The following is a 15,295-nucleotide window of genomic DNA, read 5'->3' as shown; positions in this document are numbered from 1 at the left end:
GGAAGCCTTCCAGGCCCGCTTTGACGCACGCACCCAAGAGCGCGAGGTGCAGGTTGGCATGATCCGCCTGCCGGTGCCTGACTATGCGCTCAGCGCCTTTCGCGAAGCCCTGCTGAACGCGCTGTTCCATCGTGATTACCGCCGCATGGGAACGGTGCATCTGCAATGGCATCCTGATCGTCTGGAGCTGACCAGCCCCGGCGGCTTTCCGGAAGGGGTCACCCCCACGAATCTGCTGGTGCACGAGCCCCTGCCGCGCAATGCGCGCCTCTACGCCGCAGCGAAGCGCATCGGGCTGGTGGAGCAGACTGGACGTGGCGTGGACAAGGTCTATCTGGGGCAGCTGCGCTATGGCCGCCCCATTCCCGATTACTCCCGCTCGGATGCCACCGGCGTGCGGCTGACCCTGCGGGGAGGCGCGGAATCCCTGGAGTTTGCCGCCTTTGTGTTCGAACGCGAGCGACGCCTGGGACCCATGACAGTCGACCTGATGATTGTCCTGAACCAGCTCTTCCACGAACGACGCATGACGACGGAACAGGCGGCACGGGATATCCAGCGCTCCCAGCAAGATGCGCGCGCGCTGCTGGAGCGCCTGGTCGAGGAAGGCCTGGTGGAGGCGAGGGGTGAACACCGTGGCCGTGTCTATCACCTGGCGGCCAGGTTCTATGACGCGGTTGGCCAGCCTGAGGCCTATGTCCGGGTCCATGGTCTTGATCCCATCCGCCAGGAGGCGGCCGTCTTGCAGTTTGTCCAGGCGCATCAGCGCATCACAAGGTCAAATGTGGTCGAACTGTGCGGCATCTCGGAACGTCAAGCCACGCAATTGCTTGGACGCCTTGTCGGAGAAAACAGATTGGTCAAGCATGGGACACGACGCTGGACCTGGTACCAATCACCCCAGCCATAATGGCTTCCTATGGACGGATCTATGACCTGCTATGAACGTCTATGAACCCAAGGAAGGACCCAACCCATACTGTAAGTGCACACATATAGCGTGGCTACCATCTGAATTCAACCAGCAATCTCTGGGAAGTCTATGAACCGACACGTCAACGCCATCAGCAACCGGCTCAGCCTGCGGCCTCCCCAGCGGCAGTCGCTGGAAATCCTGGCCCGTGTCTGCGAGATCGCCACCCTGGCCAAAGGCGCGGATCCCATGCCGGCACTGGCCGCCATCCGCAGCGAGTTTCCGTCGGTGGAGGACTTCGAGCGCGAGTTCCCGTCCCTGTGTTTCGCCCTGGCCACCGGCGTGGGCAAGACGCGGCTGATGGGCGCCTTCATCGCCTACCTGTTCCAGGCGGAGGGCATCAAGAACTTCTTCGTGCTGGCGCCCAACCTGACCATCTATTCCAAGCTGATCGCCGACTTCACGCCCAACACGCCCAAGTACGTCTTCAAGGGCATCGGGGAGTTCGGCACGCAGCCGCCCGTGGTCATCACCGGCGACACCTACGAAAGCGCCGGAGCCGTGCGCGGCAGCCTGTTCGACGATGGCGTGCACATCAACATCTTCAACATCAGCAAGATCAACAGCGAAGTGCGGGGCGGCAGCGCGCCGCGCATCAAGCGCCTGAGCGAATACATCGGCCAGAGCTACTTCGACTATCTGGCGGAGCGGGAAGATCTGGTGATGTTGATGGACGAAAGCCACCGCTACCGGGCCAGCGCTGGGGTGCGCGCCATCAACGAACTGAAGCCCATCCTGGGGCTGGAGCTGACGGCGACGCCGCAGGTGGAGCAAGGCACGCGATCGGTTCCCTTCCGCAACGTGATCTACAGCTATCCCCTGTCGGCGGCCATGACAGACGGCTTCGTCAAAGAACCGGCCGTGGCCACGCGGGAGAACTTCGATCCCGACGCCTACACACAAGAAGGTCTGGAAAAGGTCAAGCTGGAAGACGGCGTGCGCATCCACGAGAACACCAAGGTGGACCTGGAGGTGTATGCGCGCAACCACGACAAACACTACGTCAAACCCTTCCTGCTGGTGGTGGCCCAGAACACAACCCATGCCGCGGCCTTGCAGCAGGTCATCGAAGGCGACGACTTCTTCGAAGGGCGCTACAAAGGCAAGGTGATCCAGGTCCACTCCGCACTGCGCGGGGAGGAAAAGGACGAGGTGGTCCAGCAGCTGCTCACGGTGGAGCACGTGGACAACCCAGTGGAGATCGTCATCCACGTCAACATGCTGAAGGAAGGCTGGGACGTCACCAACCTCTTCACCATCGTGCCTCTGCGCGCCGCCAATTCGCGGACATTGGTGGAGCAGTCCATTGGACGCGGACTGCGCCTTCCCTTTGGCAACCGCGTGGGCGTTCCCGCCGTGGATCGCCTGACCATCGTGTCCCACGACAAATTCCAGGAGATCGTCGACCACGCCAATGACCCCGATTCCATCATCCGCTGCGGGGTGGTGATCGGCCGGGACATTCCCGAGGTCGGGCGCAAGGTTCACGAGGTGCCCAGCACCTTCGAACAGGTGTTGTCCGGCCAACTCCTGGCCACGCGTCCGGCAGCCCAACCTGGCCAACCCGCAGTGGTGCAACCGCGCTTGTTCGACAAACCAGAGGAACAGGCCGTCGCCAAGGCCACCTACCAGGTCATCAAGCAGTACGAGCGCTTGAAAGGCAGTGACCAGCTGCTGGAGCCGGCCATCCAGCACGAGATCGCGCAGAAGGTCCAGGAGGCGGTGCGTCCAGCGCAAGGCACGCTGGAAGGCATCACCGTGACCGTGGACGTGGGCAAGGTGGTGCGCGAGACCACGGTCCTCTATCAGACCCTGTCCATCGATGTGCCGCGCATCGTGGTGGTGCCCAGGGATGAAGTGAAGTGCCAGTACGCCGACTTCGATTTGGACACGCGCAACATCCGCCTGCAGCCGGTTTCCCAGGACATCCTGATCCGGCATCTGCACGACCACCAGCAATACAAGCTGCAGGACGGCAGCGGCATCGTGCCGGAAACTCGGCCAGAGGACTATCTGGTGCGCGGCTTGGTGGACTATGACGACATCTGTTACGAGGAACAGGCGGGCCTGCTCTACCAGCTCGCGGGACAAGTGGTGGCCCACTTGCGCAGCTACCTGGCCACGGAAGACGACGTGGTGAACGTGCTGCAATACCACCAGCGGAATCTGGTCCAGCTGATCCATGCCCAGATGCAGGACCACTTCGTCGAGCCCACCGGCGACTACGTGGCCACGGTGACACGGGGCTTTCAGGCGCTGCGTTCCAACACCTTCACGACTGCGGCCGACGAGGAGCTGCGCGACTTCCGCGCGCCCATCCCGGAAGGCTTGCGCAGCCGCATCGGCTCGATGGCCTTCGGGGGCTTCTCCAAGTCCCTCTATCCCGCCGTGAAGTTCGATTCGGATCCCGAGCGGCGCTTTGCCGTGCTGCTGGAGAACGACAGCCAGGTGCTGAAGTGGGTGCGTCCCGGCAAGGGTTCCCTTTCGATCTTCTACCACAAGGATTCGACCTACGAGCCGGATTTCATCGTGGAGACCGCCATCGAGAAGTTCCTTTGCGAGCCCAAGCGCGCCACGGAAATGGACGATCCCGTGGTGCTGGCCAAGGCCAAGGCGGCGGTCACTTGGTGCCAGCACGCCACGCGACATGCCCTGGAAAACGGTGGGAAGCCCTGGCGCTACCTGCTGATCCCCCACGACCAGATCCAGGAGCAGATGTCGCTGGCTGGGTTGGCAACGAGGTTCCAGCCTTGCTGACATCTCCGCTTGCTAGGCCCACAGGAGCAACGTCATGACCAAATCGCTCTATTGAATTGATCTGAAGGCAGCAGGCTTGGTGAAGATCAAGGAAATCGACTTCGGCGCGCACGGCTTTCGTGAGCGGTTCGACATCCAGGAGTGGATCTGCAAGACGCCCGCCGTGCTGGAGCCGGGCCTGCTCATGGTGGCCAAGGAACAAGCCTGCTTTCAGGGCACCAACGAGCGCCCGGACCTGATCGCCCTCGATCGCTCCGGAGACGTGGTGGTGATCGAGCTGAAGCGCGACGACAGTGGCGCCGACGTCCAATGGCAAGCCATCAAGTACGCCTCATACTGGGCCAAGTTCGACTTCGAGCAGATCGTTGCACAGTACGCGCTCTACCTGGCACGCAACCAGCCGGATCTTGGCACGGCTTCGCCCGAGGAACGCACAGAATGGGCGCGCCAGAACATCCTGGACCACGTGGCTCCCCTGGAACCCGGGCGCATCAACACCCGCCAGCGCATCATTCTGGCTTCGCATCGCTTCGCCCGGGAGGCCGTCACCGCAGTTGAATGGCTGACCGAAAGGCACGGCCTCAAGATCAAGTGCATGGAAATCACACCCTTCCACGACGAGGACACGGGGCACTTCTATTTGCAGTCCAGCACGCTGCTGCCAGTCGAGGGAATCGAGGAATTGCTTGTGAAGCCGACGGACGTGGGCGCCGTGCCTTCACGAGGCGAGCCGCAAACCCGCCAGGGCCGCGACGACGACGAAGTGACCCGCTTCTGTCTGCGTCTGCGCGATGAACTGTTCGCCGATCCCCGGTTGAGCGCGGCCATGCGCCCGGCGCGCAGCAGCCGCTGGGCTGGCACGGATTACCGCTGGCGCTACTTCATGCTCTGGCACGAGACGGCTCCGTGGGCCAACTGGCAGTTCTGCTACCGACTCTGGCTCTTCAATGACCAACCAGGCAACGCGGGCAATCGCAACAAGTGTCTGGTGAGCTTCCAACTTGATTATTGGTACTTGAAGCAGATCGGCATGGCGGAGAGCGTCATCCAAAGATTGATGGACGACTTGCGCGGCCTATCCTCAAGCGAAGACTCCTTTGGGTTCCAGGAGTGGGAACAGGGCTTCGGTCTTATCCGCCTCCAGGACTACGACAAATCGCTGCCCGACTCTCTGCGCGAGGAGCTGCGCGAAGCGATGCTGTGGTTGATCCTGCACGCCCATGGACCGATTGCGGCAGCGATCCGACGCTTGGAGGCATGAGGGGCAGACAGGACCGGCCATGATCCGGCTCCGCTTCCGCAAGTCCTGTTCCCGCCAGTGAGGGAGGATGTCAAGATTGGGTGCCCACCCAAGGTGTCCTGCCCCCTGCACAAACGAAGGGCGCCCGCGGGGCGCCCTTGCAGCGTTGGCTGTCAGTTCGCGACGGCTACTTGCCACCCTTGATGGCGTCGTAGTTGGCCACGAACCAGGTGAAATCCTTGCCGCGGCCATAGAGGCGCTCGACGGTCTGGTTCAGGCTCACCTCGCCTTCCACCATGCGACGCACCAGCGCCATCTTGGCCTTGGACTCGCTGGACCAGGGCTTGCGCCCCTGGCCGCGGGCAGCGGTCGCCTTCAGGGTGGCGCGGGGCTTGCGCCAGCTGCGCTCCTTGCCGTCCTTGGTCTTGCCCTTGAGCTTGGCCGTGGCCTTCCAGTCCTGGTCCATGAAAGCGGCCAGTCGCCAGAAAGCAATGGCTTCCTTCTTGTTGTAGGTAACTGTGTCACCACCCTTCTTGAAGGTGACGCCTTCAACATCCTCGAGATGGAAGGCCTCAACGTTATCAAGGATGACGTGGCAGGCGGTGAAGAGCTGATCCTTGGCTTCTTTGATTGTCATGTCTAACTCCTTTCAGATAAAAACACTCTTGACGCAGCGAAAATGTCAGAACTAAAAGTCGTAGTTACAAGCCCTTCCCACGGTGGCCACAGACTCGCAAGAGAACTACCAAACACCTTGCCATCAAAGACAGTTCTACACAGTGAGTTTTTAATCAGTTAGAGAAGCTCTCAGGCATGATTTGTGAATAAGCTGGGCCTGCAAAAATTCCTGTTGCATAAAACACCTAACGCCAATGTCAGATCCTATGAATATTGCTTGGTCTACATCGCGCAAAACTTGAATGGATCCAGTTCTGTCGCTGCCCAACTCGACCAATGTAAATGAGTAGACGCCATGCCTGGTGATGAATCTTTGGTCCGTGATGTGGTGAACATGTCGCGGCGCAGCCTCATGATGTGAACTCAAAAACAAATTCAATTGTCCCAAAGGAGTTGTGCTTCAGCTTTGCCGACCCCTTCTTTCCGCCTGTCGCTACGGCGGCAAAACAGCATCAACGGTGGAAAGACACGCTACCAGTTTGTTCAAGCCGGCCCGCCGGCACGAGGAGGTGTTCCATGCACGGACTGCTTCGATTTGTTCATGCCAACCGCTTGGTCGGACTGACCATCCTGACCCTGGCGATGGCCGCCACGGCGCCCGCCCTTGAATCCATCACCCTGCGCAGTGGCAACGGGCCCATCGGGACGCTGGATCCCCTGGTCACGCACCTGCCGGGACCGGCCAACACCTACATGGCTCCCTTGAACGCGGCCGACTTCGCCGCCGCCCAGGCCGGGGCACCCGGTTTCATCATCGGGAATCACGGCGCCTGGATCGCCTCCCTCCCTGCCGACCCGGTGGCCCGCTACCTCTCCACCTCCTTTGGCGGGGCGGGCGAGGGCGGCAGCGCGCTCTACTGCCATCCCTTCACTGTCACCACTTCTCTTGTCGCCTCAGCCAGCCTCACCCTCTACTTCTCGGTGGACAACGTGCTGGGCGGCAACGGCAATGAAGGCGTCTACCTGAACGGCAGCCCCGTGCCGGGCACCACGGGCGGCAACTTCGGAGGCCAGCACGTCACCGGTCCGCACTCGGTGGGCCACCTGCTTCAGCCCGGACTCAACCACCTCTATGTGGTGGCCAATGATCTGGGCGGCCCCGGCGGCGTGATGTTCTCCGCCCAGCTGGAGATCGAGCCCGGCCAGGTGGTGGAGGCCCGCGAGACGGCCGCCTCCTTCCACCTGGGCGAGGCATGGCCCAACCCCTTCAACCCGGTGACCGTCATTCCCTTCGAACTGGACGAGACAAGTAGTCTGCGTCTCGTCGTCCATGATCTGGCCGGCCGCGAGGTGGCGGTCCTCCACGACGGCCTGGCCGCCCGCGGCGCCCATCGGGTGAGCTATGACGCGTCTGGGTTGCCCGCCGGCATCTACTTCTACACGCTGCAGACCGCGCTCTGGCATGAGACACGGAAATTGCTGTTGGTCAAATAGTTACAGCAGACTTTTTGCATCCTGCAAGCAGGACCCCGGCTGCGACCAGCGGCCGGGGTTTGCCTTGGTCGGATGCTGGTGCCTGGGACAGGCACCATGGGCACCGGCGCCTCACCCACACCTTTCAAACAAGATGTTCCCGACAACCCTCCCCGGCCCATGGTCGGATGACAACCAGCGGTGGTGGCCCCCTCTCCGTCGTCCGCCCCCTTCGCACCTTCCAAACTTCAGAAGTGCCTGACTCTTGCCGATGAGGTGGACCGGCCCCGCCCCTGTCCTGGTCGGGGCTGAAGCAAGGTCCCGGTTCCATCAGCATCGCGAGGTTTCCGATGGCTATGCGCATCAACCACAACATTCCCTCGCTGGCGGTTCAGCGAACCCTTTCCACCACGAACCTGGACATGTCCCAGGCCGTGGAGCGGCTGTCCAGCGGCCTGCGCATCAACAAGGCCTGGGACGATCCGGCCGGCCTCGCCGTCTCGGAGAAGTTCCGCGCCCAGATCGCCAGCATGGTGGAGGCCGAACGCAACGCCAACCAGGGAATCAACCTGCTGGCCACGGCGGAGGGCGCCATGGCGATCATGGACGACAAGCTGATCCGCATGAGGGCTTTGTCCGTGGAGGCGGCCAACGGAACCTTGACCAGCCTGGACCGCAGCTACCTGGACGTGGAGTTCCAGCAGTTGAAGAGCGAGATCACACGCGTGGCCCAGGTGACCAACTACAACGGGCTGACGCTGCTGGACGGCACCTACGCGGCGGGCGGCTCCGGCGGGGCCATTCAACTGCAGGTGGGGACCTACACCACCGACGACGTGGACACCTTGCGTTTCAATCTGGCCGAGCTGACCTCCAGCGCCCTGGGCCTGGACAGCGCCGCCCTGACGGACACGGCCGCGGCCCAAAGTGCCATCACCCTGCTGGACGACGCCATCAACACCAAGGACACGGAGCGCACCCGGGTGGGCGCCTTTGTGGAGCGTTTGCAATACACGGTCCAGAACCTGCAGGTCCAGCGGGAGAATTCCGTGGCCAGCGAATCCACCATCCGTGACGCCGACATGGCCGAGGAGATGTCGGCCTTCGTGCGCTCCCAGATCCTCATGCAGTCCGGCACGGCCATGCTGGCCCAGGCCAATCAGATCCCCCGGCTGGCCCTCAACCTGTTCTGATCTTCTGTCGGATTCGTCGACTCGCTCCTGGAGCCGGTCCGGTACGCCGGACCGGCTCCCACGCATCCGGCCCTGCCGGTTCCCTCCCATCACGCGGCTCCATCTGGTGACAGACAATTGGAGCCGTATCTTGTTGGCACACACAAGCTCCGGAAAGTGCCATGAAGATCCTGACCTTGATCCTGCCCCTGCCACTCGCGGTGCGCCTGCTCCTGGCAGCGCCGCCTGCCGGCCACGACCCTCCAGCCGGCCGCGACTACGACACGGGCATACTGATCGAAGGCAATGCCCTGGCCTGCTTCATCCCCAACGAGGGGCGCTTCGCCTACGACGTATCCAATCTTCGGGGGCGGTCGGATGGCTTGTATTACCCGAACAACTGGCCCTTCGACGACCGCACGGTCATCTACGACGCCGGCCTGTGGCTGGCCGGGATCAGGGAGGACGGCGACACGCTGGTCACCGTGGCGGAGTATTCCACGGAGTACGCCCCCGGGGGCTGGGGAAGCAATCCCGCGGGGTCCCAATGGCATGTCTACAGCGTCACGCAGGACCCCGCCACATGGAGTGACTGGCCGGCGGACCAGGGTGCGCCGTTGTCCGCCGATGGCCAGCACCCTTGGATCGCCGACCTGCCCGAGGCCACGCACATGCTCTTCACCGTCTTCAACGACGGCAATCCGGCCATCCACTACAACGACGCGGGCAGCACCGAGCCCCTGGGCGTAGAAGTACGGTTGACCAGCTGGTGCTCGGCCGAGCCCGGCGACGAACGCGAGATCTGGCTGCGCTGGGAGATGCTCAACCAGGGCGGACACGATTTCAGCCAGTTCATCGCCGCCGTGTGGATGGATCCGGACTTGGGCGGGGCCGGCGACGATCTCGTGGGCTGCGATCCACAACGATCCCTTGCCTACTGCTACAACGCCACCAACGCCGACTCGCGCTATGGCGATACTCCACCGGCGCTGGGCCTGGTCCTCGGCGCCGGCCTGTACGAGCCCTCGCCGGGGGATTCGGCCTGGCATGGGAACGCCTGGCATCCTGATGAGCGCAATCTCCCCGCCACCTCTTTTTCGTTCTACATCAACGGGCTCGATCCCCACCACCACTGGGAGTCCTTTTACACCATGGCGGGCTTGACCATGGACGGCGCTCCCCGTCCGGCAGGACCCTTCGACTTCACGGGTGATCCCGTGACGGGCACGGGTTTGCTGGACACCAATCCTGCCGACAAGCGCATGATGCTGGCCTGCGGTCCCGTGGCCTTCGCGCCGGGCCAGCGCCAGGAGCTGAATGCGGCAATCGCCGTGGGGCAGGGCCTGGATCGACTGAGCAGCCTGACCGACCTCCGACAGACGGCGCCCTGGCCATTGGACGCGGAGTACATGCCCTTCACCGCCGATCCCTTGCATTTCATCCATGTCGAGACCGGCCAGATCGGGACCCAGTCCCTAGTGCTGCACAACGGGAACCTGGGCACCTGGGAGGTGGACAGCATCGCCGTCAGTCATCCGTCCTTTCAATGGCTCACCAGCCTGCCCTTCACACTGCCGGGCGACGCCGTCTCCGAGCACCCGCTGAGTTTCACCGCGACATCGCCGGAGATGCAGACGGGGACGCTTCAGTTGTTCTCGTACGGGCGCCTGATACTCGAGGCCTACCTCAGCGCCAATGGGCCCTGGCTCTCCCTGGATCCCGTGGGCGACCTGGGGATATTGCCTCCCCAGGGCTATCATGGAGATCTGACCATCAGCAACATTGGCACGACGCAGGCCATGTTGGAGAGTTTCCACCCCGGCGACGGCATCGAGGTCAGTTGGGAGAACGGCCTGGATCCGATCCCGCCCGGCGCCTCCATTGCGTGCCCGATCAGCATCTCGTCGCAAACGAGCGGCGAGCATGAAAGCACGCTGGGTATCTTGGGCAACATGGCCCGCTTTCAATTCTTCGACTATGCCTGGAACCAACCAGAGGTCCAGATCTGGCGCGTGGACTACCTGACGGCGGATGGCGGCCCCAGTCCGCTGGCCGGGTGCAACTTCGGCGGCGCCTTCTTCGGTGGTGGCGTCGACGTCGGCCACAGTTTCTTCGGCAGCACGCTGCCCATGCTGCAGGCTGCGCCCGAGTTGTATCACGACATCACCCTCCAATTCTCGGAGGACGAGGACGATTGGAGTGCGGCCGCCACCTACCTTCGTCCCGGTTACGCCTTCAACGGCATCGGTCATTTCCCGGGCCAGGCCTGGCACTTCCAGGAGGGACACGCCCCGCGCCGCTTGAATGTCAGCTTCGTCGAAAACGAGGCCGACCTTCCCGACGGAGTCTGGAATCCCCGCGACGACGCCCTGGGAGGGCGCGAGTATCTCTTCATCATGGGGAGCGACTACAACGGTGGGGTGGACTACGACGACGACGCCAACTGGGCTCCCGGCGCCGACGTGCTGTGGGCATGCTGGCTGCGCCGCGTCGGCGAGACGGGACCGGCGGAAGGGGATCTGATGCGCTTCACCATGGAAATCGGCAGCGAAGTGGCGAATCCTGTGGCCTCGCCGCAGCCCCGCGCCCTGTCGATCACGGGCCTCCAGCCCAATCCCTTCAACCCGGTGACGACCTTGGGTTTCCACTTGGAACGGCCGGTGGCCTCCCTGCGCCTGGAATTGTTCAATCTGCTCGGGCAGAGGGTTCGGATGCTGGAGCTGGGCGGCTTGGCGTCGGGAGATCACCGGCGCGTGATCCGGGGCGATGACCTGGCCTCGGGTCTCTACCTCCTGCGATTGAGCACGCCGCTCGAGCAGGAGATGCGCCGGATCCTGCTGTTGAAATGAGCCCCCATTCCGGAGCGCATCCCTGACAACACGGATGGCGAAAGCCCCCGTCACCGGCCGGTGACGGGGGCTTTCGATCGATGGGAAATCAGTCTAGAAGTCGAAGCGGATGGTGTACCACTGCGAGGCGTCGAAGTGGTCGTTGGGGTTGTAGCTCCAGTCGATGTACATGTTGTTCTCGCCCAGGTCCAGCATGAAGCCCAGTCCCGCCGCCCAGGTGTAGAGGAAATCCTGGTCGTCGGCCACGTCGGCCGCCATCACGTAACCCACCCTCCCGAAGAGCTGGTTGAGGAAGGAGTACTCGGCGCCGAAGCGGTACTCGTCCGAGCTGTGGTGGTTGGACTGGTAGGTGCCGTGGAAGGCCAGACGGTTGAGCGGGTCCTCCAGCGCGGCGTAGGTGACGCCGAACTGGAAGCTGGAGGGCAGCTCGAAGGGCTGGTAGATGGGCTTGCCCACCCGGTGGGCGGCGCCGTGCTCGTCCGTGTCATAGATGACGCGCTGCTCCCCGCCGTAGCCGTCGTAGCTCATGTCCGGCCCAAAGTTCTTCAGCACCACGCCGAAGTTGAGGCCCTTCATGGGCGTGACCACCTGGACGCCGAAGTCCAGGGCGTAGCCCTTGGCGCTCATGTCCTTGATCTTCTCGGAGAGCAGGTTGAGGCTGGTTCCCAGGCTGACGCGATCCGTCATCTGCTTGGCCCAGCCGAAGGTGACGATGGAGAACTTGGGCTGGATCACCTCGCCCGTGCCCTGGGGCATGTCCTCCGTCGTGACGATGAGATCGCCTACGTTGAGCACGCGCGCGGCGATGCCGAAGGCGCCCTTCTCCCCGAAGTTGTGCCCGGCCGAGAACTGGACCATGTCCATGTCGGCCCAGTACTTGAAGTTGCCGAATGAGGCCTGGGTGCTCGTCATGGCGGCCAGTCCGCCGGGGTTCCAGAAAATGGCCTCGACCCCGCCCACATCGCCGATGTTGGACCCGGACAAGGCCGTCATGCGCGCCCCCACCGGAATGCGCAGCTCCTGCGCGCCGGCCGTGCCGACGGCGGTCACCTCCGCATGGCCGAGGGTGGCGATCAAAGCGCCCGCGAGGACGCCAAAACAGGTCGTTCGCATAGCAGATCCTCCCACGCTTTGATCAATACTCCTTGAGCCGCTCTTCCTCGAGCATGACGGCCAGCTTGCCGAAGCTGTCGCCCTGTCCCGGGGCCTCCACGTAGTAGACGTAGACGCCGCTGGCGACGTAGACGCCGTACTCGTTCTTCAGGTCCCAGGCGATCTCATGGCTGGTGTTGGCGGCCTTCTGGAGCGTCTTCACGTGATCGCCGGCGATGTTGAACAACTTGATCGTCGCCACATCCGGCAGGTTGGTGAACTTGACCACCTTGACGTCGGACTTGGTCTCATAGGCGCTATGGCCGTAGTAGGGGTTGGGCACCGCCCGCACCTCGGCCAGGGCCGCCGTCCCCGTGGAGCGGCCCACGCCCGTGGTCGTGAACGTGAACTGGTCGGCGGGCGAGTTCACATAGTTGGGGATGAAGGTGAAGGCACCGGGGTTGGAGACCAGCATCTCGGCGAAGGTGGTGGCGTTGCCGCGCAGGACTGGCCACCAGGCCCATTGCACGTCCGCCGCCGGACCCCAGTTGGCGTCGTCGTCGTAGTCCACCCCTCCGTTGTAGTCGCTGTTCATGACAAAGAGGTAATGGCGGCCGCCCAGTTCGAAATCGTCCGGGTTCCAGAGTCCGTCCGCGATGGCCGCGTTCTCCACGAAGCAGATGTTGAGGCGGCGGGGCGGATCGGCGTCCATGTCCCAGGCGCTGCCGGGGAACTGGCCGATGCCTTGCATGGCATAGCCCGGCCGGTGGTAGACGGCACAGTTGGACCAGTCCGCCACGTTGGGTGTCAGACGCACCTCCACGGTGTGGTAGTCGGCCGGCTGCAGGGTGCTGCCGAAGAAATGCAGGCCCAGTGACAAGCCGCCGAAGAGGAGCTCGCCGCCCCAGTTGACGCCGGTCAGCCAGCGGGCCGCGCCCCCTTCCCCCGTCCACAGGTAATCGGCGCCGACCAGGGGTGGTCCCAGCACCGTCACCAGCATGCCGTCCACCACCGGGAAGCCGATGGGATGCAGTTCGAAGTCGGGATAGGCCACGCCTCCCGCCTCTGGATCCAGGGTCTGGGCGCGTCCGCGGGCGCGCGCCGCCGTCGTGTCGGAGATGCGCCACCAGGTCTCGGTCCAGAGGTCCAGCGTGTCGCCGTTGGCGGGATCCACCTCCACCAGCGTCGTGTCATAGAAGCCCACGTTGTAGGTCATGTTGCGCAGGAGCGCCTCGTTGATGGGGTTGATCAGGACGAGGCCGTCGGAGCCGCCCGCCACGTGCTGGGCCGTGTCCGGCACCGCCACCGTGCGCCAGTCGCTGCCGCCGGCGCCGCGGTTGGGCGTGACGATCACCACGGACTTGGAGGACTCCAGGTTGTTGGGCGTCTCGTCGGGATTGTAGCTGTAGGCGCTGACGCCGAAGTAGTAGGGATGGTTGTTGACCAGGCCCGGGTTGCCCGCCCAGGTGAAGGCGTCGCTGGTGATCTCGATGTGGCGCAGGATGCCCGAATCCGTGCCGAACTGCAGCGGCTGGCTGTAGATCTCGCCGGTGGCCGGGTCGAAGGCGTCGTCGAAGATGGTGGCGATGCCGTCGATGATGTCGTAGGTGGCGATGCGTTGCCACGGACCGGCCGCCGTGCGCCCCTGGTAGACGTTGTAGCCCTGGAAGGGGTAGTCGCCGGGATCAGCCTCGGCGGCGCCGCCCCAGGTGAGGGTCACTTTGCGGTCCAGTTCCGCGGCTGTCACGGCCGGAATGGCCGGCGGCGCCGGCACCACGAAGTTCGCCTCGAAGGCGGACTGGGCAAAGGTGTCCACGAAGCGCAGGAAGGTGATCGAACTCAAGCGGTTGGTGCCCTGGGCCACCAGCACGGCGGCCACCACCTCCACCGTGTCGCCCGGCATCAGCCGGAAGGGCCCGGCCGACATCATGAAGCGGCGGTCGGCGGGGTCGGTGTCGATCTCACCCGTGCCCGTCACCGGGTCGCCCGGCAATTGGAAGGTGGTGCCATTGGCCAGTGGCGTGCCGTCGATGTTGAGTCCCCGCATGTAGTTGTAGCTGTCGAGGAAGGAGTGGGGGTCCGTGCCGTTGATGTACTTGTTGAAGGAGGTCATGGGCAGGAACTCCGGCACATCGCCCGAGTTGGGCGGCCACTCGATGCCGTAGCTGTTGCGCGGACCCTGGAAGAAGTCGAAGCCCGTGGCGGGCGGGGTGCTGCCGTAGGCCTTGTCCTGGTTGTTGGCGTTGTAGCAGAAGCCCAGGCCGATCTCCGGATCGCAGCCCACGTAGTCGTCGCCGGCGCTGCCCAGGTCGGGGTCGCTCCAGAGGGAGACATAGGCCTCCTCCAGGGGCAGGGCGGGCTGGCCCGCGGCGGCCGGATCGTAGATCAGCACGTATTTCATGAAGATGACGTTGCCCAGGGCGTCGCTGCGGTCGAAGGCGAAGGTGGTCTGCCGCACCTCGATCCCGATGGGCGCCGTGGCGCCGGCGTCGTTGCCGTGCACGGCGGCGTCGCCGTCGTTGAAGACGGTGAAGGTCATCTGGTCGGCGCCCAGCTCGTTGATCCAGGGGGTGCCGTCCCCGCCCAGAGGCGCGCCCTGCGTCACCGGCCATTGGGTGTAGTCGTCCGCCGAGAGCGGGATCATGTCCTCGTGGTCGCCGGGATTGCGCACCATGAAGCCGTCGGCCACCTTGGCCAAGTGGTTCTTGTAGACCTTGTAGACGCGGTTCTCCGGGGCGCTGGGATTGCTGCCCAGCCGTCCGGGCACGTACTCCTGGCTATACTCGGCCACCGTGACGAGGGTGTCCGCGCCGCGGATGCCGCCCAGCCAGAGGCCGGCGTCGTAGATCACCGACTTGTCGGAGAGGGGATAATTGTTGGGGAAGTAAAGTCCATCCGACTTGCCACGGATGTTGGACTTGTCATAGGCAAAGACGCCCACGTTGGTGACGAACATGTCGAGCTGGTTGGCGTCGATCGTGATCGTCGTCGACGTGACGTCCGTTCCAGGTGAGACCTTGCCGACCACCTGCCGACGCTCGGCGTGCGCGGGAAGGGCGCAGACGCAGGCCAGCAGGATGGACAGGGCCCCGGTCGTCGTGATTCGCTTCATCTATCGACT

9 protein-coding genes are annotated in these 15,295 nt (G+C 63.7%); 6 read left to right on the top strand and 3 right to left on the bottom strand.

Translation table 11 applies throughout. The features are described from left to right. The 3 genes from Q8O14_03370 to Q8O14_03360 form a co-directional block, all read left to right on the top strand. Nucleotides 1–910, top strand: a 910-nt coding sequence (locus tag Q8O14_03370) for an ATP-binding protein (protein ID MDP2359781.1), incomplete at its 5' end; no start/stop codon positions are given. Between the two features lie 132 nt (nucleotides 911–1,042). Then, nucleotides 1,043–3,730, top strand: coding sequence for a DEAD/DEAH box helicase family protein (locus tag Q8O14_03365; protein ID MDP2359780.1), 2,688 nt, complete (start codon nucleotides 1,043–1,045; stop codon nucleotides 3,728–3,730). 79 nt (nucleotides 3,731–3,809) lie between these two features. Next, entirely contained in the window at nucleotides 3,810–4,991 is a 1,182-nt protein-coding gene (locus tag Q8O14_03360; protein MDP2359779.1) for a hypothetical protein, read from the top strand. Nucleotides 4,992–5,157: 166 nt separating this feature from the next. Here Q8O14_03360 and Q8O14_03355 read toward each other — a convergent pair whose 3' ends face one another. Further along, complete coding sequence (locus tag Q8O14_03355; GenBank protein MDP2359778.1) at nucleotides 5,158–5,607, bottom strand: hypothetical protein; 450 nt, start codon at nucleotides 5,605–5,607, stop codon at nucleotides 5,158–5,160. Between the two features lie 557 nt (nucleotides 5,608–6,164). Between Q8O14_03355 and Q8O14_03350 the strand changes: the two genes are divergently transcribed. From Q8O14_03350 to Q8O14_03340, 3 genes are all read left to right on the top strand, one after another. After that, complete coding sequence (locus Q8O14_03350; GenBank protein MDP2359777.1) at nucleotides 6,165–7,082, top strand: T9SS type A sorting domain-containing protein; 918 nt, start codon at nucleotides 6,165–6,167, stop codon at nucleotides 7,080–7,082. A 329-nt stretch (nucleotides 7,083–7,411) separates the two neighbouring features. Continuing rightward, complete coding sequence (locus Q8O14_03345; protein MDP2359776.1) at nucleotides 7,412–8,254, top strand: flagellin; 843 nt, start codon at nucleotides 7,412–7,414, stop codon at nucleotides 8,252–8,254. A 161-nt stretch (nucleotides 8,255–8,415) separates the two neighbouring features. Next, the gene (locus Q8O14_03340) at nucleotides 8,416–11,082 is read left to right on the top strand and encodes a T9SS type A sorting domain-containing protein (protein MDP2359775.1); all 2,667 of its coding nucleotides are present in this window, start codon (nucleotides 8,416–8,418) and stop codon (nucleotides 11,080–11,082) included. Between the two features lie 93 nt (nucleotides 11,083–11,175). Here the strand turns inward: Q8O14_03340 and Q8O14_03335 are convergent, their stop codons facing one another. Together Q8O14_03335 and Q8O14_03330 are read right to left on the bottom strand one after the other, a co-directional pair. Then, entirely contained in the window at nucleotides 11,176–12,195 is a 1,020-nt protein-coding gene (locus Q8O14_03335; protein ID MDP2359774.1) for a PorV/PorQ family protein, read from the bottom strand. 22 nt (nucleotides 12,196–12,217) lie between these two features. Next, nucleotides 12,218–15,286, bottom strand: a complete 3,069-nt coding sequence (locus Q8O14_03330) for a hypothetical protein (GenBank protein MDP2359773.1) — start codon at nucleotides 15,284–15,286, stop codon at nucleotides 12,218–12,220. Between the last annotated feature and the right edge of the window lie 9 nt (nucleotides 15,287–15,295).

The sequence above is a fragment of the bacterium genome (genome assembly GCA_030685015.1).
Classification (GTDB): Bacteria; CAIWAD01; CAIWAD01; order CAIWAD01; family CAIWAD01; genus CAIWAD01.
Note: the sequence above shows the minus strand (reverse complement) of the source record. Positions and strands in the feature narration are given on the sequence as shown.

Coding starts and splice junctions, on each gene's coding strand:
- Q8O14_03365 (MDP2359780.1), top strand. CDS start 1,043: ATGAACCGACACGTCAACGCCATCAGCAACCGGCTCAGCCTGCGGCCT.
- Q8O14_03355 (MDP2359778.1), bottom strand. CDS start 5,607: ATGACAATCAAAGAAGCCAAGGATCAGCTCTTCACCGCCTGCCACGTC.
- Q8O14_03350 (MDP2359777.1), top strand. CDS start 6,165: ATGCACGGACTGCTTCGATTTGTTCATGCCAACCGCTTGGTCGGACTG.
- Q8O14_03345 (MDP2359776.1), top strand. CDS start 7,412: ATGGCTATGCGCATCAACCACAACATTCCCTCGCTGGCGGTTCAGCGA.
- Q8O14_03340 (MDP2359775.1), top strand. CDS start 8,416: ATGAAGATCCTGACCTTGATCCTGCCCCTGCCACTCGCGGTGCGCCTG.
- Q8O14_03335 (MDP2359774.1), bottom strand. CDS start 12,195: ATGCGAACGACCTGTTTTGGCGTCCTCGCGGGCGCTTTGATCGCCACC.
- Q8O14_03330 (MDP2359773.1), bottom strand. CDS start 15,286: ATGAAGCGAATCACGACGACCGGGGCCCTGTCCATCCTGCTGGCCTGC.